Genomic DNA, 21,854 nt, shown 5'->3' with positions numbered 1-21,854 from the left:
CGATCGGAGGGCCTAGAAGCTGTAGACCAGCGAGGCTCGGCTGGTGGTGTCGGTGCCGACCCGGCCGATCGGCGGCATGCTTTCATATTGCACGGCGTAGGAGATCTTCCCAGCGAGCGGGCCGATCAGCTTTGCGCTGAGCGCGGTCGTGCTGCTCACCGTGCTGTTGTAGTGCTGCATATAGGCCGATGCGGCCTGGCTGAACGAGATAGCCCCGGTCAGTTTCCAGTCGAAATCGAGAGATCCGCGCGCGGCGATGCTGCTCTCGGTCGTGCGATCGGTGAAGGCGGTGTCGCGATAGGCCGGGCCGACTTCTAGATCGAGCTTCATGCCGGGCTGCTTGATCGCGCTGTAACCGGCGCCGACCGAGGCGGAATAGCGGCTGGTATAACCGAGGAACCGGTCGCTCTCATATTGAGCGGCGCCGTAGACATAGCCGCGCGGCGAGAATTTGAAGTTGGGCTCGTAAGCGGCGAGATAATGCTCGCGGCTGACCACACCCGCGCTTCTCTTGTAATCGGCGGCTAAGTTGAGCTTGTGGCGCCAGCGGATGGTTTCCCGCGACAGATCGATCGAGCCGCTGACGCCGGCATCCTGCGTGTTGCCGGTGGTAAGATATCCGCCCAGTTCGGCGCGGCCGTGCCAGAGATCGAACGCACCGGCATCGCGCAGAGTCGCGTCGCGTTTGGCAGCCCTGTCCTTCGCCCATGTCTCGACCGACGCGGCGATCGCATCAGCGGAAGCGGGGTCGGCCGCCCGGGCATATTTGGAGATCGTCGCGACCTCGGCTTCGTTGCCTGACTTCATGGCCGCGTCGAGCATCGCCTTCAGCGGCTCCGGAATCGGCGCCGGCTCGGCATTGGCGAGCAGCAGGGGCGCGGCGAGCAAGGCGAAGCGAACATGCATGAAGGCCGGATAGCGCGCCGATCAGCTCCCGATCAACCCAGCTGTCCTGCGAAAGCCGCCAGAACGTCCTGATAGAGCGCCTTCTTGAAGGGCACGATGATTTCCGGCAGCTCCGCCGGGTCGACCCAGCGCCAGGCGCGGAATTCCTGATGGTCGGTCATGATGTCGATATCGCCGTCGTCGCCGAGGAACCGGAAGAGGAACCAGCGCTGCCGCTGGCCGCGCCATTTGCCCTTCCACACCTTGCCGATCAGATCCTCCGGCAGGTCGTAATAGAATTCGCCCGGCGCCACCGCGACCAGTTCGACCTTGTCGGGCTGGACCCCGGTTTCCTCGCCAAGCTCGCGGATCGCGGCTGTCTCCGCATCCTCGCCGTCGTCGATGCCGCCCTGCGGCATCTGCCACGCCTCGACGGTCGTATCGATCCGCTGGCCGACGAAGACCTGCCCGGCCTGGTTCATCAGCATGACGCCGACGCAGGGGCGATAGGGAAGAGTGGAATCGTTCATCCTGCTGCCTGTGCCATGACCCGGTCGCCCTCGGCCTCTACGATCACCGCCTTGAGCGCGGCAAGGGCGGCGGTGACATCGCCGACCGAGGACGGGATCGCCTTTCGCAGCGTGACGAACCCATGGACGTTGCCCTTCGCCTCGCGGAAGACCACCGGCACGCCGGCCGCCGCGAGCGCGCCGGCATAAGCGCGGCCCTGGTCGCCGATCGGGTCGAGGCTGGCGGTGATCACAACAGCGGGGGGCATGCCGCGCAGGTCGCCGATCAGCGGCGAGGTGCGGATATGGTCGGCTTCGCCCTTATAGGCCGCCTCGAACCATTCCATGCTGTCGCGGGTCAGCAAATAGCCATCGGCGAAACTCGTGTAGGACGGATATTCCCGCGAAGCGTCGGTGGCGGGATAGATGGGGAATTGGGCGATGACCGGCACCGGGGCAGGCACGTCGCGGAGCGCCATGGCGGTAACGATGGCAAGGTTGCCGCCCGCGCTGTCGCCGCAGACGACCAGGCTGGTGACGGTGCGGCCTAGTTCGGCGGGATTGCCGGCCACCCAGCGGGCCGCCGCCTCGCAATCATCGGGCGCGGCCGGCCAGGGATATTCCGGCGCGAGGCGGTAGTCGACCGAGATCACCGGGACGTCGAGCACACGGGCGATTTCCGCGCAGAAGCTCGCATGAGTCTCGATATTGCCGATCACGAAACCGCCGCCATGATAAAACAGCATGGCCGGTCCCGGCTCGCGGTTCGCCTTTGCGTCGAACAGCCGCGCCGGGATCGTGCCGGCGGGACCGGGGATCGAAAGGTCGATGATGGTGGCGAGATCGCCCGAGGGCAGGTCGGCCACGTCCTTCATCGCCGCATAGATGGCGCGGGCCGCGGGCGGCTCCAGCTGGTGCATCTTGGGCCCGGGCAAATTATTGAGGTAGGCGAGGAAACTGCGCACATCCGGGCGGACGAAGGCTTCGGTCACATCATTCTCCCACATCCCGCATTGGCGCTGCGGCTGTCGGCTGACTACCTAAAGACGATGATCGCGGTCGTCCATCATCCAGCCTATCTCGCCGCCGGGCTTCACGTGGGGCGGCTGACCAAGAATGCGGCGATCCGCGACCTGCTCCTGAAGGAGGGCGGCAGGATCGACTGGATCGAACCCGAGCCGATGCCGCGGGACTGGATCGAGGCCGTGCATGATCCCGATTATGTCGATGAAGTGCTGAACGCGCGGGTCCCGCGCGCGAAGGAGCGGCGGATCGGCTTCCCGGTGACCGAGGCGGTGGCGTTGCGATCACAGATGGTCGCCGGCGGCACCTGGCTGGCGGCACGGATCGCGCTCGAGCGGGGCTTCGCGGCCAATAGTGCCGGCGGCAGCCACCACGCGCTGGCGACGACCGGAGCGGGATACTGCGTGCTCAACGACCTGGCCATCGCGGCGGTGCGCCTGATCGAGGAGGGCACGGTTGCGAGCGTGCTGATCGTGGACGGCGATGTGCATCAGGGCGACGGCACCGCGGCGCTCACTGCGGGCAGGCCGGATATCGCGACCTATTCGATCCATGCCGAACGCAATTTCCCGGTGCGCAAGGCGCGATCCACGCTTGATGTCGGCCTCGCCGACGGGACCGGCGACGCAGCGTATCTGGAGGCGATGGAGTCGAGCCTCGTACCGCTGATCGAGGAGCAGCGGCCCGGACTGATCCTCTATCAGGCCGGCGTCGATCCGTTCGGCGGCGATCGACTGGGGCGTCTGGGGCTTACCCAGGATGGGCTGATCGCTCGGGACCGAATGGTTGCGGGGCTGGCGAAGGAACGCGGCATTCCACTCGCGAGCACGGTCGGCGGGGGCTATGGCGAGGACGTCGTCGCGGTCGCCGAACGGCATGTTACAGCGATCCTGACGCTTGGATCGGTGTTCGCGCCGGTGGAGCGCAAGTGATGCCTTAAAAGAACCAGTTGCAGGCGCCGCCGATCAAACTAGGTTGGCCAGTCAACGCCCCGGGCATAGAGGGTGTCGGATAAATCCGCAGGACAAATATAAATGGCATCTGCCGTTCACGAATTGACGCCCGCAGAGGCGTCCGCAAATCCCCCCGCAGAATCGATCGTCGTGCGCTTTGCCGGAGACTCCGGCGACGGTATGCAGCTGACGGGCGGGCAGTTCACCCTGTCGACCGCGCTTGCAGGCAACGATCTGGCGACGTTCCCGGATTTTCCGGCGGAGATCCGGGCGCCGCAGGGCACCTTGTTCGGCGTCTCCGCCTTCCAGATCAATTTCGGATCGACCGCGATCGAGACGGCGGGCGATGCGCCGGACGTGCTGGTCGCGATGAACCCGGCGGCGCTCAAGACCAATGTCGGCGCGCTCAAGCCCGGTGGGCTGATCATCGCCGACGAGGGCGAATTCGGCGACCGCAACCTCGCCAAGGCGAAATATGCGGTGAACCCGCTGCACGACGGCAGCCTGGCGAAGTGGCAGGTGCTTGCGTTCAACATCTCGCAGCTGACGCTCGATGCGGTGAAGCCTTTCGGCCTCGGCAACAAGGAGGCGTTGCGCTGCAAGAACATGTGGACTTTGGGGCTCGCGCTCTGGATGTTCGATCGTGATCGCGCGCCGCTGATCGACTGGCTCAAGACCAAGTTCGCGAAGAACCCGACCCTGGTCGAAGCGAATATCGCCGCGCTCAACGCCGGCCATGCCTATGGCGAGACGGCCGAGCTGGCCGGGCCGATGAAGCAGCATCATGTCGCGGCCGCCCCGGCCGAGCCGGGCCTGTACCGGACCGTCACCGGCGCCGAGTCGATCTCGCTCGGGCTGGTCGCGGGCGTTCAGCTTGCCGGCGTGAAGATGTTCTTCGGCGGCTATCCAATCACCCCGGCATCGGCGATCCTGCATCACCTCTCGCGGCTGAAGGAATTCGGCATCACGACCTTCCAGGCGGAGGACGAGATCGCCGCGATCGCCAGCGCGATCGGTGCCTCCTATGCCGGGCAGCTTGGCGTGACCTCGTCCTCGGGGCCGGGCATTGCGCTCAAGGGCGAGGCGATGGGCCTGGCGATCATGACCGAGCTTCCGCTGGTCATCGTCAACTCTCAGCGCGGCGGGCCTTCGACCGGCCTGCCGACCAAGACCGAGCAGTCGGACCTCTACCAGGCGGTCTATGGCCGCAACGGTGACGCGCCGATGCCGGTGATCGCGGCGCGCTCGCCCGCCGACGCGTTCGACTGCGCGATCGAGGCGGTGCGTATCGCGGTCCAGTATATGACCCCGGTGATGCTGCTGACCGACGGCTATATCGCCAACGCGGCCGAGCCGTGGCTGGTGCCTGACATGGACAGCTACGCGCCCTTCCCGGTGACCTATCTCGAGGAAGTGCCGGAGGGTGGTTTCCTGCCCTACGCGCGTGACGAGAAGCTGGCGCGGCCCTGGGTGAAGCCGGGTACGCCCGGCCTGCTCCACCGCATCGGCGGCATCGAGAAGCAACTCGGCACCGGCAACATCGAATATGGCGCCGCCAACCACCAGGCGATGACCGAGATTCGCCGCGACAAGGTGCTTGGCGTCAAGGTGCCCGACCAGACGGTCGAGATGGGAACGGAGAGCGGCAAGCTCGTCATCGTCGGCTGGGGATCGACCTATGGGCCGATCCATCAGGCAGTGCGCCGGGCCCGCGCTCGAGGGCTCGACGTCAGCCACGTGCATATCCGGCACATCTGGCCCATGCCGGGCAATCTCGGCGCGCTTCTCAAGGGTTATGAGAAGATCCTCGTACCCGAGATGAACACTGGCCAGCTCAAGACGGTGCTGCGCGATCAGTATCTGGTCGATGCCAAGCCGCTCAACAAGATTTCCGGTCAGCCCTTCATGATCTCCGAGATCGAAGCGGCGATCGAGGAGGCACTCGCATGAACGACATGACCCCCGTGGCGAAGACCCTGCCCAAGGATTGGGAGACCGACCAGGAAGTGCGCTGGTGCCCGGGTTGCGGCGATTATGCGATCCTGAAAGCGGTTCAGCGTACTATGCCGGAGATCGGCGGGCGGCCCGAGAATACCGTGTTCGTCAGCGGCATCGGCTGCTCGTCGCGTTTCCCTTATTATATGGAAACCTATGGCTTCCACACCATCCACGGTCGCGCGCCTGCGGTGGCGACGGGCGTGAAGCTGGCCAATCCCGATCTCGACGTGTGGATCATCACCGGCGACGGCGATGGCCTGTCGATCGGCGGCAACCACACCATGCATCTGATCCGCCGCAACCTGGATTGCCAGGTGCTGCTGTTCAACAACGAGATCTACGGCCTGACCAAGGGCCAATATTCGCCGACGAGCCATGTCGGGACGCGCAGCCCCTCGACGCCGTTCGGGTCGCTCGATCGGCCGCTGACGCCCTGCGCCTTCGTGCTCGGCAGCGGTGCGCGCTTCGTGGCGCGGGCGATCGACGTGAACAAGAATCTTCCGGCCGTGCTCAAGGCGGCGCATGCGCACAAGGGCACCGGGTTCGTCGAAATCTTCCAGAACTGCATCGTGTATAATGACGACGTGTTCGCGCCCTTCACCGAGAAGGCCAATGCCTCGGCCAACCAGCTTTGGGTCGAGCATGGCAAGCCGTTGCTGTTCGCGGGCGGGACCAAGGGCCTGACGCTCGATACCGAGCGACTGGTACTGAAGGTCGTCGATGTCGAGGGCGGCGACTGGGAAGCGGCCAAGATCATCGTGCACGACCAGACCAACCGTGCGGTCGCGCACATGCTGGTCGAGATGCCGTTCGGGGCGTTCCCGATGGCGCTCGGCGTGATCTATGACGACCCGGCCCCGACCTTCGAGAGCGCGGTCGTGGCGCAGAACGCGCAGGCCAGCACTGGCAAGACGCCGAACCTGCAGAAGCTTTTGTCGCAGGGCCAGACCTGGCAGGTCGAGAAGCAGCCGCACACGATGTAGCCCTTGGGCAAGTGCGCCTCGGGAGGCGGTAATGACGTTCGTCGTCACGGATGCGTGCATCCGGTGCAAGTTCATGGATTGCGTTCAGGTCTGTCCCGTGGAGGCCTTCCGCGAGGGTGCCAACATGCTCGTCATTGATCCGAACGAGTGCATCGACTGCAATCTCTGCCTGCCCGAATGCCCGGCGGACGCGATCCGGCCCGATATCGAAAGCGATGCGGCGGCATGGATCGAGCTGAACAAAACCTGTGCGGCGTTATGGCCCGCAGTGACGAGCAAGGCAGGCCAGATGCCTGATGATGCAGAGGCGTTCAACGGCGTGGCGGGCAAGTTCGAGGCATATTTCTCGGCCGAGCCCGGCCCCGGCAACTGATCGCCGGTGTCAGACCGGCTCTTCCGACAATAGGACGAGCGATTTGCGCGCGAGGCCGGAGATGGCATTGCGTATGTCCTGTGCGGACATGTCGGGCAGAGCCTCGATCAGCCCGGCAAGCGTCGAGGCGTCGCGGTCGAACAGCTCGGCCAGTAAAGTGCGTTCGGCCGGTGTCAGTGTCGTCGTTGTCGGCCCATGGCGTAGCTGGGTTGAGCCCTCCGGAAGGGGCAGGCGGCGGCGCAGCATGGGCCGGATCACGACATCCGGATCGAGCGGATCGGACAGGCCGAGGTTGAGCGCCTTGAGCGACTCGCGCTGGCGATCCGCCGTGGCGAGGAACCGGCCGAGGTCGAGTTCGTCCACCGCCCGGTGAAGCGCCGCCCGCAGGTCTTCCTGCCGGGTCGCCAGTGCTTCGGGGCCGGCGAGGGTCGAGATGTCCCGGCGGAAAAGCGCGTCCTCCACGCAGCGCCGGCCGATCCAGCGCACCACATCGTCGCCGCGGGGAAAGGCGAGGCCGATCGTCAGGTGGAGCGAATGACCGTCTTCGATCTGGGCGCGGTGGAACTCGCCGCGCGGGATGTAGAGCACATCGCCCGGTTCGAGCACCTCGCTCCATAACGGTTCCTCCGCATCGCCGATCTTGGTGGCCGCCGGAGCGCCCTTCATCGGATAGGCGTCGCGCTTGCCATAACAGAACCAGCGTTTGCGCCCATGGACCTGGAGCACGAGCACGTCGTGATCGTCCCAATGCGCGCTGAAAGCGCTATCCTGGCGGAAGCTGACATAGGCGTTGACGCCGGCGCGGGCGCGGACATGGCGTTCGACCATCGCGGCGAGCGCGCCGATCCCCGGGACCAGTCGGTGGATATCGTTGATCACCAGGCTGAGGCCCATATCGGCCAGGGATTGAAGCGCGTCTGGGGCCAGTTCCTGATTGTCGAACCGACCCGAACGCGCGGTCAGCATGCCGATCGGCATGTCGTGTCCGTTGCGGATCGCACGGACCTGGCCGCCCTGCAGCCGGTCGAGCGTGATCAGGGCGTTGAAGGCGGACCAGGACAGCAGCCGGGAGAAATCGGCCTGTTGAGTCGTGTGCAGATGAAGCCGCCGTTCCGCGACCATCGCATCGGTCAGCGTGGCAAGCGGGGTCGGCGCAATCAGGCTGCGCAGGTCGGTTATCATGTGCTGGGGCCACTCCCGCTATTATGGTTCGTGACTAGACCAGTATCGGCCGGATTGGGAAGCGCTTCGCCCGGGGCGCTTGCGGGCATGGCGGCCGGCAGGCATGTCGGAGACATGTACTGCTTCTCAACCCGGCGGCGGCGTTGACCGTGCCGACCCTTGTCTGGTTTCGTCGTGATCTCCGCCTGGCGGATCAGGCTGCGCTGATCGCCGCCGTGAAGGAGGGGCCGGTGATCCCCGTCTATATCCTCGACGACGAGACGCCTAAGCATCGCCGCATGGGCGCCGCATCGCGCTGGTGGTTGTATCACAGCCTGGCGGCGCTCGACCGGCATCTGCGCGACAAGGGATCCCGGTTGATTCTCCGCCGCGGGGCGGCCGCGGAGGAGCTGGTTAAGCTGGCGGAGGAGACCGGGGCAGGGCGGGTGCATTGCCTCAGCCATTATGAACCCTGGTGGCGCAACGCCGAGCGGGCGGTGGTGAAGACCCTCGATCTGGTGCGCCATGACGGCAACTACCTTGCGCCGCCTGGATCCATCCTCACCGGGGCGGGGCAGCCCTACAAGATCTACACGCCCTTCTGGCGGGCGCTGCGCGAGCATATGCCACCGCCTGCTCCAACGCCGGTACCACACAGCATTCCGGCTCCCGGACAATGGCCGGAGAGCGATCGGCTGGCTGACTGGAACCTGCTGCCGGCCCGGCCCAACTGGGCTGGTGGGTTCCGCGACGAATGGACACCCGGCGAGGACGGCGCGAAGGATCGTCTCGACGATTTCGTTCCCAACGCGGTCGCATACGACGTGGATCGTAACCTGCCATCGGAGGAAGGCAGTTCGCGCCTTTCGCCGCATCTGCATTTTGGTGAGATTTCGCCCGCCACGGTCTGGCACCATGTCGCGAAAGCGCGGGGCGACACGACGACTTTCCTGAAGGAGGTCGCCTGGCGGGACTATGCGCAGAATGTGATCCTGCAATTCCCCGACTACGGATCGAAGAACGGGCGGGAGGCGCTGGACACTATGGCGTGGCGCCGGAGCGAGGCGGATCTCAGCGCCTGGCAACAGGGACGCACCGGCTACCCGATCGTCGATGCGGGCATGCGCCAGCTCTGGGCGAGCGGATGGATGCACAATCGGGTACGGATGATCGCGGCGAGCTTCCTGATCAAGCACCTGCTGATCGACTGGCGCGAGGGCGAGGCCTGGTTCTGGGATACGCTGGTCGATGCCGATTACGGCAACAACAGCGTCAACTGGCAATGGACAGCCGGCACCGGTGTCGATTCCAACATGTTCGTGCGCATCATGGCGCCGCTGACCCAGTCGGCGAAGTTCGATGCTGCCGACTATATCAGGCAATGGGTGCCGGAACTTGCCCATCTTCCGGACGGGGTGATCCATGATCCGGATGCTGCGGGATGCCGGCCCGATGCCTATCCGCCGCAGATCATCGGCCACCGCGAGGCGCGGGAACGCGCCTTGGCGGCAGCGAAGCAGGCGCGGTAGCACGCTGTCACGAATCGCTTTTCCCCGATCTGCTCCGGGTGCATGAGAGCCGCCTGATGAATGTTTCTGCGCCGAACAGGGGCCGTCGCTTCGGGACGCGCGCAAAACCGGCAACCGGTCGGATCGACCGGCTTCTTGCGCCCTTTGCCGGCATGTTCCATCGCCTGCTCGACCGTATAGATCAGGGCCTTGAAGCMGGGTCGATCGAGGCATCGCTGCCTGATGGAACCAGGCGCGTGCTTGGCGGCCGCGCCGACGGGCCGGTCGCCATCGTCGAGATCGGGAGCTGGCGCGCGCTGATCCGGCTGGCGATGGGCGGATCGGCGGGGTGGTATGTCGCCTGGTCGCTCGGCGAATGGCGCAGCCCCGATCCGGTGCCACTGTTCGACCTGTTCATGCGCAACCGCCGCCCGCTCGGCGAAGCAGGCCGGTCGCGGGGACCGATGCGGGCGGTCCGGCGCCTGTGGCACATCCTGCGCCGCAACCATCGCAGCGGGGCGCGGCGGAACATCGAGTTCCATTACGATCTGGGCAATGATTTCTACAGCCTGTGGCTCGACCCGGGCATGACCTATTCGAGTGCACTGTTCGACGAACCAATCTCGCCGGCTCAGTCGCTCGAGGCCGCTCAGGCGACGAAGCTTCGCGCCATTCTCGACCGCACCGGGGCAATGCCGGGCAATACGATCCTGGAGATCGGCTGCGGCTGGGGTTCTTTCGCCGAGACCGCGGCGCGGGCCGGGGCGAAGGTCCATGGCATCACCCTGTCCAGCGAGCAGAAGCGGGCGGTCGAGGCGCGCATGTCGCAGGCGGGGCTGGCCGGAGTCACCGTCTCGCTGACCGATTATCGCGACGTAACGAGCCAATATGATGCGGTCGCCAGCATCGAGATGGTGGAGGCGGTCGGCGAGGAATATTGGCCGGCCTATCTTGAGACGATCGCGCGGGTGCTCAAGCCCGGCGGGCGGGCCGCGATCCAGTATATCGCGATCGATGATGCGATCTTCGACGCCTATGCGAACAATGTCGATTTCATCCAGCGCTATGTCTTTCCCGGCGGCATGCTGCTGTCGGAGAGCCGGTTCCGGGCCATCGCCGAGGCCAAGGGGCTGAGTTGGCACGACCGGCAGGAATTCGGGCTCCATTATGCCGAGACCCTGAAGCGCTGGCGCGCAGCATTCGATGTGGCTGTCGCGGCCGGACGGTTGCCTGCCGAATTCGATCGCCATTTCGTCGATCTGTGGCGATACTATCTGATGTATTGCGAGGGCGGGTTCGGAGGCGGCGGGATACATGTCGCCCAAGTCACGCTGATAAAAGGGGGATGAGGATGAGAAGGCAGATGATGACCGCGCTCGCGCTGGCGAGCGCCGTGCTGTTGCCGGCGCAGGGTTTCGGCCAGGCGAAGCCGATGGACGAAGCGACCCAGCGGCAGGTTGGTGCCGAGATATTGTTCTGGTCGCAGGCGCAACGCGATTCGAACTTCCCGGCGATGGAGAAGATTTTCCCGGGCAATGTCATCAAGGCCGATCCGACGAAGCGCCGCGCGCTGCCTGCCGGCAAGCCACTGCCCATGGCGGCGACCGATGTCGACGCGTTCATGACCTCGATGAACGTTGCCGGGCTGATCGTGTTGCAGGATGGCAAGGTGCGGCTGGAGCGTTATGCCCGCGAGTTGACCGCAGAGGGACGCTGGACCAGCTTTTCGGTCGCCAAATCCTTTACCTCGACCCTGGTCGGCGCGGCGATGAAGGACGGTTATATCAAGTCGCTCGATGATCCGGTGACGCGCTATATCCCCGATCTCGCGGGCAGCGGCTATGACGGGGTGACCGTCGCGCAGCTGATGACGATGACCTCGGGCGTCAAATGGAACGAGGACTATACCGATCCCAAGTCCGACGTGGCGCGCATGTTCCTGGAGCCGGTGCCGGCGGGCGTCGACCCCACCGTCTATTTCATGCGCAAGCTGCCGCGCGAAACGGCGCCGGGCACGAAATGGGTCTACAAGACCGGTGAGACCAATCTGATCGGCGTGCTGGTGCGCCGCGCCACGGGCAAGACGCTCGCCGCCTATGCCGAGGAGAAGATCTGGAAACCGGCCGGCATGGAGCGGGACGGCTTCTGGATGAAGGACCAGACCGGCGCTGAGGTCAGTGGGTGTTGTTTGTCGGTGTCGCTGCGGGACTATGCGCGGTTCGGGCAGTTCGTGCTGGAAGGCGGCAAGGGCGTGGTCGCGCCGGGTTGGTTTGCCGAGGCGACGCGCGCGCATGCCGAAGTGGCGCCGGGCGGTTATGGCTATGGCTATCAATGGTGGACCTATCCCGAGGGGCGTTACGGCGCGCAGGGGATTTTTGGCCAGATGATCACGAGCGACCCCAAGTCGAAGGTCGTGATCGCGATGGTCAGCGCAGCGCCCAAGGCGAGCGATCGTCCGCTGACGCTGGCGCGGCTGGCGTTCTTCGAGAAGCTGATGGCGGCGGCGACGAAGTAACTTCTTATTCCCCTCCCGCTTGCGGGAGGGGCTGGGGGTGGGCTCGCGCTTTCCTTCTCCGCTCCGCCTGGGGTAGCCGGGCGCCCACCCCTAACCCAGTTTCAGGTGAACGATGCCCCGCATCGTTCAGGTCAGGCCGGGGGCCTGACCGACCTGAAACTCGCAAGCGGGAGGGGGATAAAAAGGGGTCAGTCGATTCGCTCGAAATGGCCTGTTTCGAAATCGCCGGCGATCAGCGCCACCAGGCGATCCGCCACAACCTCCGGCGCCTTCACCGAGGCTGGATCTTCGCCCGGATAAGCCCGCTCACGCATCTTCGTGCGCGTTGCGCCTGGATCGACGATCGCGGTGCGGATGCTGCTGATGTGCTCCATTTCGTCGCCATAAGCGCCGACCAGCGTTTCGAACGCCGCCTTGGAGGCGCCGTACAGGCCCCAATAAGCGCGGGGCTTGCGGCCGACGCTCGAGGTGATGCCGATCACCCGGGCGCGCTTCGAGCGGCGCAGCATCGGGTCGAACGCGGTGATCAGCGCTGCCTGCGCGCTGACGTTGAGGGTCAGGACGGTCGCCAGTTCCTTGGAGTCGATCGCCGGCACGGCGGCGAGGCTGCCGAGGGTCGCGGCGTTCATGACCATGATGTCGAGCTGGGGCCAGCGCTCGCCGATAGCGGCGCCGAGGCGGGCGATGCTGTCGGTCTCGGTCAGGTCGAGCGGAGCGATGGTCGCGCTGCCGCCTGCTTCGAAGATCGACGCCTCGACCTCCTCAAGGTCCTTTGCCGTACGAGCGGTGATGACGACATGCGCGCCGGCCGCGGCGAGAGCCCTGGCGGTGGCGGCGCCGATGCCGCGGCTGGCGCCGGTCACGAGGGCGATCTGGTTGGCGAGGGGCTTGTCGGTCATTCTCGTCTCTCTTCGTCACCGGCCCATGCGCACGGACGCGGTGGCGCTTGCACCACGGTGCATGCCGGAACAAGTCCGGCATGACGATGTGGGTTAAATCACCCGTTCTGCGAGAAGGGCGAACTGGTCGACCGAGGCGACCTCATCCTGGTCGGTCAGCGTCGTCGGATAATCGCCGGTGAAGCAGGCATCGCAGTGGCTCGGGCGGATATCGGCGCGGCGCGGCTGGCCGAGTGCCTTGTAAAGGCCGTCGATCGAGACGAAGGCCAGGCTGTCGGCCTGGATATAGGTGTTCATCTCGTCGATATTCTTGGTCGCCGCGAGCAGCTTTGCGCGTTCCGGCGTGTCGACACCGTAGAAGCAGCTGTGCCGGGTCGGCGGGCTGGCGATGCGCATGTGCACCTCGGCGGCGCCGGCCTCGCGCATCATCTGCACGATCTTGAGCGACGTGGTGCCGCGCACGATCGAATCGTCGATCAGCACGATCCTCTTGCCCTTGATCAGCGCGCGATTGGCATTGTGCTTCAGCTTCACGCCGAGATGGCGGACCTTGTCGCCCGGCTGGATGAAGGTGCGGCCGACATAGTGCGACCGGATGATGCCAAGCTCGAACGGGATGCCCGACTGCTGGGCATAACCGAGTGCCGCCGGCGTACCCGAATCGGGCACCGGAATGACGATGTCGGCCTCGACCGGGCTCTCGATCGCGAGCTGGGCACCGATTTCCTTGCGCACCGTGTACACGCTGCGATCGTCGGAGATCGAATCGGGCCGGGAGAAATAGACATATTCGAAGATGCACGGCCGCGGGAAAGCGGGCGCGAACGGGCGGTGCGAGCTGATCTCGGTACCGCGCACGATCACCAGTTCGCCCGGCTCGATCGAACGGACGAACTCCGCGCCGACCACGTCCAGCGCAACCGTCTCCGAGGCGAAGATCACCGCGCCATCGAGTTGGCCCATCACCAGGGGCCGGATGCCGAGCGGGTCGCGGCAGGCGATCATGCCCTCAGGCGTCATGACGATCAGCGAATAGGCGCCCTCGACCCGCTTCAGCGCATCGATGAACTTGTCGACGAAGGTGCGATAGTTGGAGGTCGCGACGAGATGGATGATCGTCTCGGTATCCGAGGTCGACTGGAAGATCGAACCGCGCTGAACGAGGTCCCGCCGCAGCCGCATCGCGTTGGAAATATTGCCGTTATGCGCGATGGCGAAGCCGCCCGAGGCGAGATCGGCATAGAGCGGCTGCACGTTCCGCAACGCCGTTTCGCCGGTCGTCGAATAGCGGACATGACCGCAGGCAACCGTGCCGCGCAGCGCGCCGATGATATCGTCTCGATCGAAATTGCCGGCGACATGGCCCATCGCGCGGTGCGTATGGAACTCCGCGCCGTCGAAGCTGGTGATGCCGGCAGCCTCCTGGCCGCGGTGCTGCAGCGCATGAAGCCCCAGCGCGACGAGCGCAGCTGCGCCGTCACTGCCGGATACGCCGAAAATGCCGCACTCTTCGCGCAGCTTGTCGTCATCAAATGGGTTCGTAGTAAGCATGGCGCCCTTCGGGGGGAGTAGCGTCGCCCGCCATATAGGGACGGCTTTTCGATTTGTCGCGCTTTTGTCACATCGATTAATCGTCGTCCGTCGCATTGGCGGTTTTGCGTGGGGACGCTAAGCGTTCGCGCATGCCTGATTCCCGCGAAACCGGCCTTGTGCTCGACCCGAAATATGATGCTGGCGGCCTGATCACGGCGGTTGCGACCGACCGCATCACCGGCGAGGTGCTGATGCTCGCGCATATGAATGCAGAGGCGCTCGCGGCCACCGTCTCCACGCGCGAGGCGCATTTCTGGTCGCGCAGCCGCGGTCGGCTCTGGAAAAAAGGCGAGTCGTCGGGGCATGTCCTGCGAGTCGTCGATATCAGGATCGATTGTGACCAGGACGCGGTGTGGCTGATCGTCGATCCCGCCGGCCCGGCCTGCCACACCGGCGAACGCAGCTGCTTCTATCGCCGGATCGATGGCGATTCGCTCGCGACGGTCGAATGAAGCGGGCGCTGCCGGTCGCCCTGATGCTGCTCGTCGCCGGCTGTGGTCGCGGTGGCCCCGAACCGGTACACAATGCGACGGCGGCAGCGACCGGTCTCGAGGCGGCGGCGATCGAGGCGGGGGTGATTCCAGACCCGAACAGCACCGATATCGCCGGCCTTTATGCGCGCGACACCGACCGGGTCTGCATCGTGCCGAGCGCAACCGCCTACCGGGTCGGCGTGTTCGTCGATTATGGCGACAAGGTGAGCTGTGGTGGCTCGGGCACCGTGACGCGGGCAGGCGAGAAGCTCCAGCTCGAATTCGACGGCAGCGACGGATGCAGCTTCGAGGCGCGCTTCGAAGGCGACCGGATCGTGTTTCCCGCCACCTTGCCCAATGCCTGTCAGAAGCTATGCGCACGGCGCGCGTCCCTGGCTGCCCTTGATGTGACGCGGCTCAGCGAGTCGGTTTCCGAGGCATCGACCTTGCGTGATGGCAATGGCAAGCTGCTCTGCGGCAATAGCGGCTGAGCTTGACGTTCACGTAAACGGCATTTAGCGTGCGGGCATGTCCACAGTCGCCGCCTATGCCGCGATCGAGCGCCATCCCGATCGCGATCACTTTTCGATCTCAGACCTGTCGGCCGAGTTCGGCGTGACGGCGCGGGCGCTTCGATTCTACGAGGATGAGGGGCTGATCGCGCCCGAACGGCGCGGCACCGCCCGTATCTATTCCCAGCGCGATCGGGCCCGGCTCGCCTGGATCCTGCGTGGCAAAAGGGTCGGCTTCAGCCTCGCGGAGATTCGCGAGATGATCGACCTCTACGATATCGGGGACGGGCGCCAGGTGCAGCGCGCCGTCACGATCGATCGCTGTCGCCAGCGCGTGTCGCTGCTGACGTCACAAAAGAACGATATCGATGCCGCGATCGACGAACTGAACGACTTCATCACCCTGCTCGAAACCCATGGCGCGCAAGGCCGCCTGAAGGACTGATACCATGCCACAATATACGCCACCCGTGCGCGACACGCGCTTCATCCTGGAGCATGTGGTCGGACTCGATCGCTATGCGAACCTTCCCGGCTTCGCGAACGCGACCCCCGATGTTGTCGATGCGGTCCTCGACGAGGGCGGCCGGTTCGTGGCGGAAGTGTTGTTCCCACTCAACCAGTCTGGCGACCTCGAAGGCTGCACGCGTCACGAGGACGGATCGGTCACGACGCCCAAGGGCTTCAAGGAAGCCTATGAAAAGTTCGTCGAGTCGGGCTGGGGTACGCTGTCGGCGCCGGCCGAGTTTGGCGGGCAGGAAATGCCGCACGTCGTCTCGACCGCGTTCCAGGAATATATGATCTCCTCGAACATGGCCTTCGCCATGTATCCGGGCCTGACCCACGGGGCGATTGCGGCTTTGCTCGTCAAGGGCACCGACGAGCAAAAGGCCAAATACGTCCCCCATATGGTCTCGGCCAAATGGGGCGGGACGATGAACCTGACCGAGCCGCAATGCGGCACCGACCTGGGCCTGATCCGTACCCGCGCCGAGCCGCAGGCGGACGGCAGCTACGCGATCACCGGCACCAAGATATTCATCTCGTCGGGCGAGCACGACCTGACCGAAAACATCATCCATCTCGTCCTGGCGAAGACGCCGGGCGCGCCGGAAAGCTCGAAGGGCATTTCCCTGTTCGTGGTGCCGAAGTTCATGGTCAATGACGATGGATCGCTCGGCGCGCGCAATGCGGTGTCGTGCGGCTCGATCGAGCACAAGATGGGTATCCACGCCAATTCGACCTGCGTGATGAACTATGACGGCGCCACCGGCTGGCTGGTCGGCGAGGAGATGAAGGGCCTGGCCGCGATGTTCATCATGATGAACGCGGCACGGCTCGGCGTCGGCTTGCAGGGGCTGGGCGTTGCCGAGACGGCGTATCAGAATGCCGTTCAATATGCGCATGACCGTCGCCAGGGCCGCTCGCTGACCGGCGCCAAGGAGCCGCAGGAAAAGGCCGATCCGCTGTTCGTCCATCCGGACATCCGGCGCATGTTGATGGATTCCAAGGCGCTGACCGAGGGGCTTCGCGCATTGTGTCTGTGGGGCGCTCTCCAGGTCGATCTCGAACATGCTGCCGGTAGCGAGGAGGAGCGTCAGCTCGCCGGGGATCTGGTCGGACTGCTTACCCCGGTCATCAAGGGATACGGCACCGACAAGGGCTACGAGATCGCGACCAATGCCCAGCAGGTTTACGGTGGCCATGGCTACATCGCCGAATGGGGCATGGAGCAATATGTCCGCGATGCCCGCATCTCGATGATCTATGAGGGCACCAACGGCATCCAGGCGATGGACCTGGTCGGCCGCAAGCTGGCGATGAATGGCGGCCGCGCGGTGCAGGCTTTCTTCAAGGTCGTCGGCGAGGACGTCGCCGCCGGCAAGGCCGATCCCGCCACCGCCGATTTCGCGACGCGCCTTGAAAAGGCCAATGGCGAGCTTCAGGCGGCGACCTTGTGGTTCCTCCAGAACGGCATGAAGAACCCCGACAATGTCGGTGCAGGCGCCCAGCCCTATCTGCACCTGATGGGTATCGTCGCGGTCGGCCTGATGTGGCTGCGTATGGCCTCGGCCGCGGCAACGCTGAAGGCGGCGGGTGAGGGGGATGCAGCGTTCCTCGACGCCAAGCTGGTGACTGCGCGCTACTTCGCCGAACGGATCATGCCCGACGCCGGAGCGCTTCGCCGCAAGATCGAGGGAGGCGCCGAGGCGCTGATGACCCTGCCGCCGGAGATGTTCGTCGCGGCCTGAGCGCCGCGTCTAACGTGTCGGCTGGATAGCCGGCTTGGGTGCGGTGGTGGGTACCGCCACGGGCCTTGCCGGTGCCGGTGCCGGTGCCGGTGGTGTCTCGCCCTTCCGGCGCACGCCACCAAGCTCGGGCACCGGTTTTGCGGTAGGAACTGTCGGCGGGGGCGTAATGCCAACCGTGCCCGGCAGGGTCTCCAGCTTGAAACTGTCCGCTTGGCGCGCGACCGGCACCAGCACCTGCAGCTTCATGCACTGACTGAAGTCTGCACGTTTGAACTCGGTGCAGTTCCACAGGGCCTTGTCGTAATTATGCGCGCGGTCGCGCAGATAGCTGAACGACATCGATGCGATTTGGGTCGGCTGAAGCGGCAATGTGCCCGGGGTCTTCGCCTTGCTCGTCCAGCCCATGATCTTGCAATAGGGCCGCTCGCCGCAGGTACGCGCTGCGAGCAGGGCAAAGGCGTCAGGCGGCATGCGCGGATCGAGGGTCAGCAGGAAGCTGTTGGTGTCGGTCGTCAACGCTGGCGGTATGGCCGCACCCGCAGCGGCGGCTTCTACGATCGCCGCCGAGGCATCGACCAACGCGGCCCCGGTCTTGTGAGCGTCGGAATAGAGCGCGAGTTGTGATATCACCGGCTCGTCCGAGGAGACATGGCGATTGAAGGCGGGCGGCGTGCCCCACCAGCCGGTCCAACGGAAGAACAGGTGAGTCTCGACCTTGGCGATCTTGTCGAGGCTCGATTGCCAATAGGGCACGACCCAGTCGGTGTGGTAATGGGTCGCATAGCCGACCGGTTTGAACACGGCTCCGTTCAGTGCGAGCGTGGCGGTTTCGCGGGCTCTCACCCAGGCCGCGTCCGACCAGCGGTGTCGCACCAGGGCACCGTCGCAGGTAAAGGTGAACTGGCATCCGGTGGCTCGTTCCGAGCCCTGGAACACAACGCCGCAGATCGTCTTGGGGAAGGCCGGATGCCGGGTGCGGTTGATCACCACCTGCGCCACCGAGCGTTGGCCGAGTGTGTCGTCGCCCGCCTCGTAGAGTACGCCAGCAGCCAGACAGTCGATCGCGCGCGCGCGTTGCTCTTCTGTGCCGACGAACTGGAAGGGCCGTGCGGCCGGGTTGGGACCGGTCGAGAAGGGCACCGAGGCGTTGAAGGCGCGGGCGTCGTCGGGTTCGAGATTCTGGAACGCGACCGGCTCGACCGGCGGCAACTCGGCCTGGGGCACCACGCGCTGGGGCAGGCGCTTGACCGGATGATGCCGGGCGACGGGCGGTGCATTGTGGACGATCAGCGCCGGTGCCGCGATCGCGCCGAGAGCGACCAGCGACAGCAGGAGCGTGAGGCCGGGACTTGACGTGCCTGGCAGGGCGGAAGGTTGGGGCATGGGGCGTTCAGCAGTGAGGGGCGCGGCGCGGGGCGAAGATCAAGAGCGGCTCCTGACGTACAGAAGGACGGGCCTTACTCCAGAACGCTTCGGATGCGAAATGGTTCGGTTCGTCTCCCGCGAGACTGGGCAGACTGTACGATTGGGGCAATGCCCCGGCCGGCACTGCGTTATGCTGACTGGACTTATTCAGGCCAGAATCCCGTGGCGTCGCATACATCCGATTGGTCGATGGTTTTGATACGGCAGGATTTGTCGGTAGCGGCACAACGGCGCGATGCGGCCTGATACTGGGCCTCGCAGCTCCTGGGAGCGGCGCTGCCGAGATTGCTCGCCCGTGCGGGAATCGGAATCGCTTTTACCGCCGCGACGACGGAACTGGGCGTCGTTGCGGACGGCGGTGCCGTCTCGGCGGCCAGCGCGCCAGCGCCGCGTTGCCCGAAGATCATCGGCCATATCTGGAAAAGCGCCAGCATCACGCTGACGCAAATCATCGCCCTGCGCATGTAAAACCCTTGCAATGCCCCCTGCATCGCCTGCGCCCACATAACCCAAACGGTAGGGACGAAACAGGGACGAAACAGGGGGCTGCGCGAGATCAACTTTCGGGCAGGAAGTCCGGCACGGAGAGGTAACGCTCCCCGGTGTCATAGTTGAAGCCGAGCACACGGACATTGTCCGGCAGGTCGGGAAGTTTCTGCAGGATCGCGGCCAGGGTCGCGCCGGAGCTGATGCCGACCAGCATGCCTTCCTCGCGGGCGGCACGGCGGGCCATGTCCTTGGCGACCGCCGCATCCACCTGGATCACGCCATCGATCGACTGGGTATGCAGGTTGGTCGGGATGAAGCCCGCGCCAATGCCCTGGATCGGGTGCGGCCCCGGCTGCCCGCCGGAGATGACGGGCGAGGCCTGGGGCTCGACCGCATAGACCTTCAGGTGCGGCCATTCCTTCTTCAGCGCCTCGGCAACGCCGGTGATGTGACCACCGGTGCCGACGCCGGTGATGATCACGTCGATCGGCGACTCGCGGAAATCGTTGAGGATCTCCTGCGCGGTGGTGCGCATATGGACATCGACGTTGGCAGGGTTGTCGAACTGTTGCGGCATCCAGCTGTTCGGCGTCTGCGACACGAGCTCGAGGGCGCGCTCGATCGCGCCCTTCATGCCCTTTTCACGCGGGGTGAGATCGAAGGTCGCGCCATAAGCCAGCATCAGCCGACGGCGTTCGATCGACATGCTTTCCGGCATGACGAGCACGAGCTTGTAGCCCTTCACCGCGGCGACCATCGCCAGGCCGACGCCGGTATTGCCGCTGGTCGGTTCGATGATGGTGCCGCCCGGCTTGAGATCGCCCGACTTCTCGGCCGCCTCGATCATGGCGAGCGCGATCCGGTCCTTGATCGAGCCGCCCGGGTTCGAGCGTTCCGACTTGATCCACACCTCGGCGCCCGGAAACAGCCGCTGTACGCGGATGTGGGGGGTGTTGCCGATCGTCTCGAGGATCGTGTTGGCTTTCATCGTGCGGCCTCCATCTCAATGTCTGCGGCGTCTTGGGGTGTCGTGGGTGCGTCGAATGTACGGGCGTTGCGGATGCTCGGGAAGAGCCAGGTCCACAATATGGTGACGATGATCGCGCCGCCACCGCCGACCAGCACAGCGCCGACCGGACCGAATGCCGAGGCGAGGAAGCCCGATTCGGCCTCGCCCAGTTCGTTCGAGGCGGAAATGGTGAGCTGCGAGACGGCGCCGACCCGGCCGCGCTTGTCGTCCGGCGTGTGAAGCTGGATCAACGACTGGCGGATATAGACCGAGAACATGTCCGCCGCGCCTGCGATGGACAGTGCGATCAGGCTGAGCGGCATCGAGGTCGACAGGCCGAATATCACCGTGGCCGCCCCGTAGACAAGCACCGACCCGAGCATCTTCGGCCCGACATTGGTCTTGAGCGGCCGGAAAGAGAAGAACAGGGCGGTCACCGCCGCGCCTACCGCGGGGGCAGCCGCGAGCGCGCTCAGGCCCTGCGGCCCGACCTTCAGGATGTCATGTGCATAGATCGGCAGTAGCGCGCTGGTGCCGGCGAGAAACACGGCGAACAGATCGAGGGTGATCGTCCCCAGGATCATCTTGTTCTGCCAGACATAGGCAAGACCATCGGCGATCTGCTTGAGCGGATGCGCCGTGCTGACGGCGACGGTGCGGGCGACTGGCCCGATCATCATCAGGCAGATCAGAGCGCCGCTGAACAGCGCCGTCGCAAGAAAATAGGCGGCGGACGGCGCGAGGGAATAGGCGAACCCGCCGATCGCCGGCCCGATGATCGTACCGACCTGCCAGGAGATCGAGCTGAGCGCGATTGCGGTCGGCAGTACCTCACGCGGCACGAGATTCGGTGCCAGCGCCGAGAAGGCCGGGCCGGCAAAGGCGCGACCGAGGCCAAGCAGCACGGCGACCGAGAAGAGCACCGGCAGCGACATCCAGCCCTCATAGGTCGCCATCGCGAGAATGAAGGCGCAGAGGATCTGCAGCGACACCGTGACTCGCGTGATCCAGCGGCGGTCGAATCGGTCGGCGACCCAGCCGGTGATGGGAGTAGAGAGGAACAGGGGTACGAATTGCAGCAGGCCGATCAGCCCGAGCTGGGCCGCAGCGCCGGCGGGCGACATGGTCTGGCGCGCGATGGTGTAGGTCTGCCAGCCGATGACGATGATCATGCCGTTCTGCGCGAGCGTCATGCAGAAGCGGGCGGCCCAATAGGCCCGGAAATTGGCGATGCGGAACGGGTGGGGAGGCGAATCCATCGAGACGGGCCTTAGTCCTCCGATCCTTGAGGGGG

General features: G+C 65.2%; 21 protein-coding genes. 11 read left to right on the top strand and 10 right to left on the bottom strand.

Features of this window, described 5'->3' with window-relative positions; genetic code table 11:
• Positions 1 to 12 precede the first annotated feature (12 nt).
• Genes AC1DT7_RS20490 through AC1DT7_RS20480 form a run of 3 tightly spaced genes read right to left on the bottom strand, consistent with a single transcriptional unit; the run spans position 13 to position 2,401 of the window.
• Positions 13 to 906: a DUF481 domain-containing protein gene (locus AC1DT7_RS20490; RefSeq protein ID WP_478038034.1), complete on the bottom strand. Its 894-nt coding sequence runs from the start codon at positions 904 to 906 to the stop codon at positions 13 to 15.
• A gap of 32 nt (positions 907 to 938) precedes the next feature.
• Positions 939 to 1,415: an RNA pyrophosphohydrolase gene (locus AC1DT7_RS20485; protein ID WP_478038033.1), complete on the bottom strand. Its 477-nt coding sequence runs from the start codon at positions 1,413 to 1,415 to the stop codon at positions 939 to 941.
• Positions 1,412 to 2,401, bottom strand: a complete 990-nt coding sequence (locus AC1DT7_RS20480; protein WP_478038032.1) for an alpha/beta hydrolase — start codon at positions 2,399 to 2,401, stop codon at positions 1,412 to 1,414. Before AC1DT7_RS20480 ends, AC1DT7_RS20485 begins: the two co-directional genes overlap by 4 nt.
• Before the next feature lie 42 nt (positions 2,402 to 2,443).
• Here AC1DT7_RS20480 and AC1DT7_RS20475 point away from each other — a divergent pair, with 42 nt between their 5' ends.
• The 4 genes from AC1DT7_RS20475 (at position 2,444) to fdxA (ending at position 6,724) form a co-directional block, all read left to right on the top strand.
• Positions 2,444 to 3,349, top strand: coding sequence for a histone deacetylase family protein (locus AC1DT7_RS20475; RefSeq protein WP_478038031.1), 906 nt, complete (start codon positions 2,444 to 2,446; stop codon positions 3,347 to 3,349).
• Positions 3,350 to 3,451: 102 nt separating this feature from the next.
• The gene (locus tag AC1DT7_RS20470; protein WP_478038030.1) at positions 3,452 to 5,320 is read left to right on the top strand and encodes a 2-oxoacid:acceptor oxidoreductase subunit alpha; all 1,869 of its coding nucleotides are present in this window, start codon (positions 3,452 to 3,454) and stop codon (positions 5,318 to 5,320) included.
• Positions 5,317 to 6,351 (top strand): 2-oxoacid:ferredoxin oxidoreductase subunit beta, encoded by a 1,035-nt coding sequence (locus tag AC1DT7_RS20465; RefSeq protein WP_478038029.1) that lies wholly within the window; start codon positions 5,317 to 5,319, stop codon positions 6,349 to 6,351. Before AC1DT7_RS20470 ends, AC1DT7_RS20465 begins: the two co-directional genes overlap by 4 nt.
• Before the next feature lie 31 nt (positions 6,352 to 6,382).
• A complete protein-coding gene (fdxA, locus tag AC1DT7_RS20460; protein WP_478038028.1) occupies positions 6,383 to 6,724 on the top strand; it encodes a ferredoxin FdxA in 342 nt (113 codons plus the stop codon).
• 9 nt (positions 6,725 to 6,733) lie between these two features.
• On the opposite strand, the gene AC1DT7_RS20455 is transcribed toward fdxA, so the two are convergent.
• Positions 6,734 to 7,906 carry a cupin domain-containing protein gene (locus AC1DT7_RS20455; RefSeq protein ID WP_478038027.1) on the bottom strand — a complete coding sequence of 391 codons (1,173 nt, stop codon included), beginning with the start codon at positions 7,904 to 7,906 and terminating at the stop codon, positions 6,734 to 6,736.
• Positions 7,907 to 8,049: 143 nt separating this feature from the next.
• Here AC1DT7_RS20455 and AC1DT7_RS20450 point away from each other — a divergent pair, with 143 nt between their 5' ends.
• From AC1DT7_RS20450 to AC1DT7_RS20440, 3 genes are read left to right on the top strand one after another with little or no spacing between them, the layout of a single operon-like run.
• Positions 8,050 to 9,414 (top strand): cryptochrome/photolyase family protein, encoded by a 1,365-nt coding sequence (locus AC1DT7_RS20450; RefSeq protein ID WP_478038026.1) that lies wholly within the window; start codon positions 8,050 to 8,052, stop codon positions 9,412 to 9,414.
• A gap of 56 nt (positions 9,415 to 9,470) precedes the next feature.
• The gene (locus AC1DT7_RS20445) at positions 9,471 to 10,742 is read left to right on the top strand and encodes a class I SAM-dependent methyltransferase (RefSeq protein ID WP_478038025.1); all 1,272 of its coding nucleotides are present in this window, start codon (positions 9,471 to 9,473) and stop codon (positions 10,740 to 10,742) included.
• A gap of 14 nt (positions 10,743 to 10,756) precedes the next feature.
• Entirely contained in the window at positions 10,757 to 11,908 is a 1,152-nt protein-coding gene (locus tag AC1DT7_RS20440; RefSeq protein ID WP_478038024.1) for a serine hydrolase domain-containing protein, read from the top strand.
• A gap of 188 nt (positions 11,909 to 12,096) precedes the next feature.
• Here the strand turns inward: AC1DT7_RS20440 and AC1DT7_RS20435 are convergent, their stop codons facing one another.
• Complete coding sequence (locus tag AC1DT7_RS20435) at positions 12,097 to 12,807, bottom strand: SDR family NAD(P)-dependent oxidoreductase (RefSeq protein ID WP_478038023.1); 711 nt, start codon at positions 12,805 to 12,807, stop codon at positions 12,097 to 12,099.
• Between the two features lie 93 nt (positions 12,808 to 12,900).
• Entirely contained in the window at positions 12,901 to 14,358 is a 1,458-nt protein-coding gene (purF, locus tag AC1DT7_RS20430; RefSeq protein ID WP_478038022.1) for an amidophosphoribosyltransferase, read from the bottom strand.
• A gap of 131 nt (positions 14,359 to 14,489) precedes the next feature.
• Here purF and hisI point away from each other — a divergent pair, with 131 nt between their 5' ends.
• From hisI to AC1DT7_RS20410, 4 genes are read left to right on the top strand one after another with little or no spacing between them, the layout of a single operon-like run.
• The gene (hisI, locus tag AC1DT7_RS20425; RefSeq protein ID WP_478038021.1) at positions 14,490 to 14,852 is read left to right on the top strand and encodes a phosphoribosyl-AMP cyclohydrolase; all 363 of its coding nucleotides are present in this window, start codon (positions 14,490 to 14,492) and stop codon (positions 14,850 to 14,852) included.
• Positions 14,849 to 15,364 (top strand): hypothetical protein, encoded by a 516-nt coding sequence (locus AC1DT7_RS20420; protein ID WP_478038020.1) that lies wholly within the window; start codon positions 14,849 to 14,851, stop codon positions 15,362 to 15,364. Before hisI ends, AC1DT7_RS20420 begins: the two co-directional genes overlap by 4 nt.
• Before the next feature lie 37 nt (positions 15,365 to 15,401).
• Positions 15,402 to 15,830, top strand: coding sequence for a MerR family transcriptional regulator (locus AC1DT7_RS20415; protein WP_478038019.1), 429 nt, complete (start codon positions 15,402 to 15,404; stop codon positions 15,828 to 15,830).
• A gap of 4 nt (positions 15,831 to 15,834) precedes the next feature.
• Positions 15,835 to 17,637 carry an acyl-CoA dehydrogenase C-terminal domain-containing protein gene (locus AC1DT7_RS20410; protein WP_478038018.1) on the top strand — a complete coding sequence of 601 codons (1,803 nt, stop codon included), beginning with the start codon at positions 15,835 to 15,837 and terminating at the stop codon, positions 17,635 to 17,637.
• Between the two features lie 9 nt (positions 17,638 to 17,646).
• Here AC1DT7_RS20410 and AC1DT7_RS20405 read toward each other — a convergent pair whose 3' ends face one another.
• The 4 genes from AC1DT7_RS20405 to AC1DT7_RS20390 all read right to left on the bottom strand — a co-directional run bounded on the left by AC1DT7_RS20405 (position 17,647) and on the right by AC1DT7_RS20390 (position 21,819).
• Positions 17,647 to 19,020 (bottom strand): cell wall hydrolase, encoded by a 1,374-nt coding sequence (locus AC1DT7_RS20405; protein WP_478038017.1) that lies wholly within the window; start codon positions 19,018 to 19,020, stop codon positions 17,647 to 17,649.
• Between the two features lie 185 nt (positions 19,021 to 19,205).
• Positions 19,206 to 19,553: a hypothetical protein gene (locus AC1DT7_RS20400; protein WP_478038016.1), complete on the bottom strand. Its 348-nt coding sequence runs from the start codon at positions 19,551 to 19,553 to the stop codon at positions 19,206 to 19,208.
• A 65-nt stretch (positions 19,554 to 19,618) separates the two neighbouring features.
• Positions 19,619 to 20,539, bottom strand: coding sequence for a cysteine synthase A (gene cysK / locus AC1DT7_RS20395; RefSeq protein ID WP_478038015.1), 921 nt, complete (start codon positions 20,537 to 20,539; stop codon positions 19,619 to 19,621).
• Positions 20,536 to 21,819, bottom strand: coding sequence for an MFS transporter (locus tag AC1DT7_RS20390; RefSeq protein ID WP_478038014.1), 1,284 nt, complete (start codon positions 21,817 to 21,819; stop codon positions 20,536 to 20,538). The genes cysK and AC1DT7_RS20390 overlap by 4 nt, the downstream gene beginning before the upstream one ends.
• Positions 21,820 to 21,854: the final 35 nt, after the last annotated feature.

Source organism: Sphingomonas sp. P3_C6 (assembly GCF_056402595.1).
Note: the sequence above shows the minus strand (reverse complement) of the source record. Positions and strands in the feature narration are given on the sequence as shown.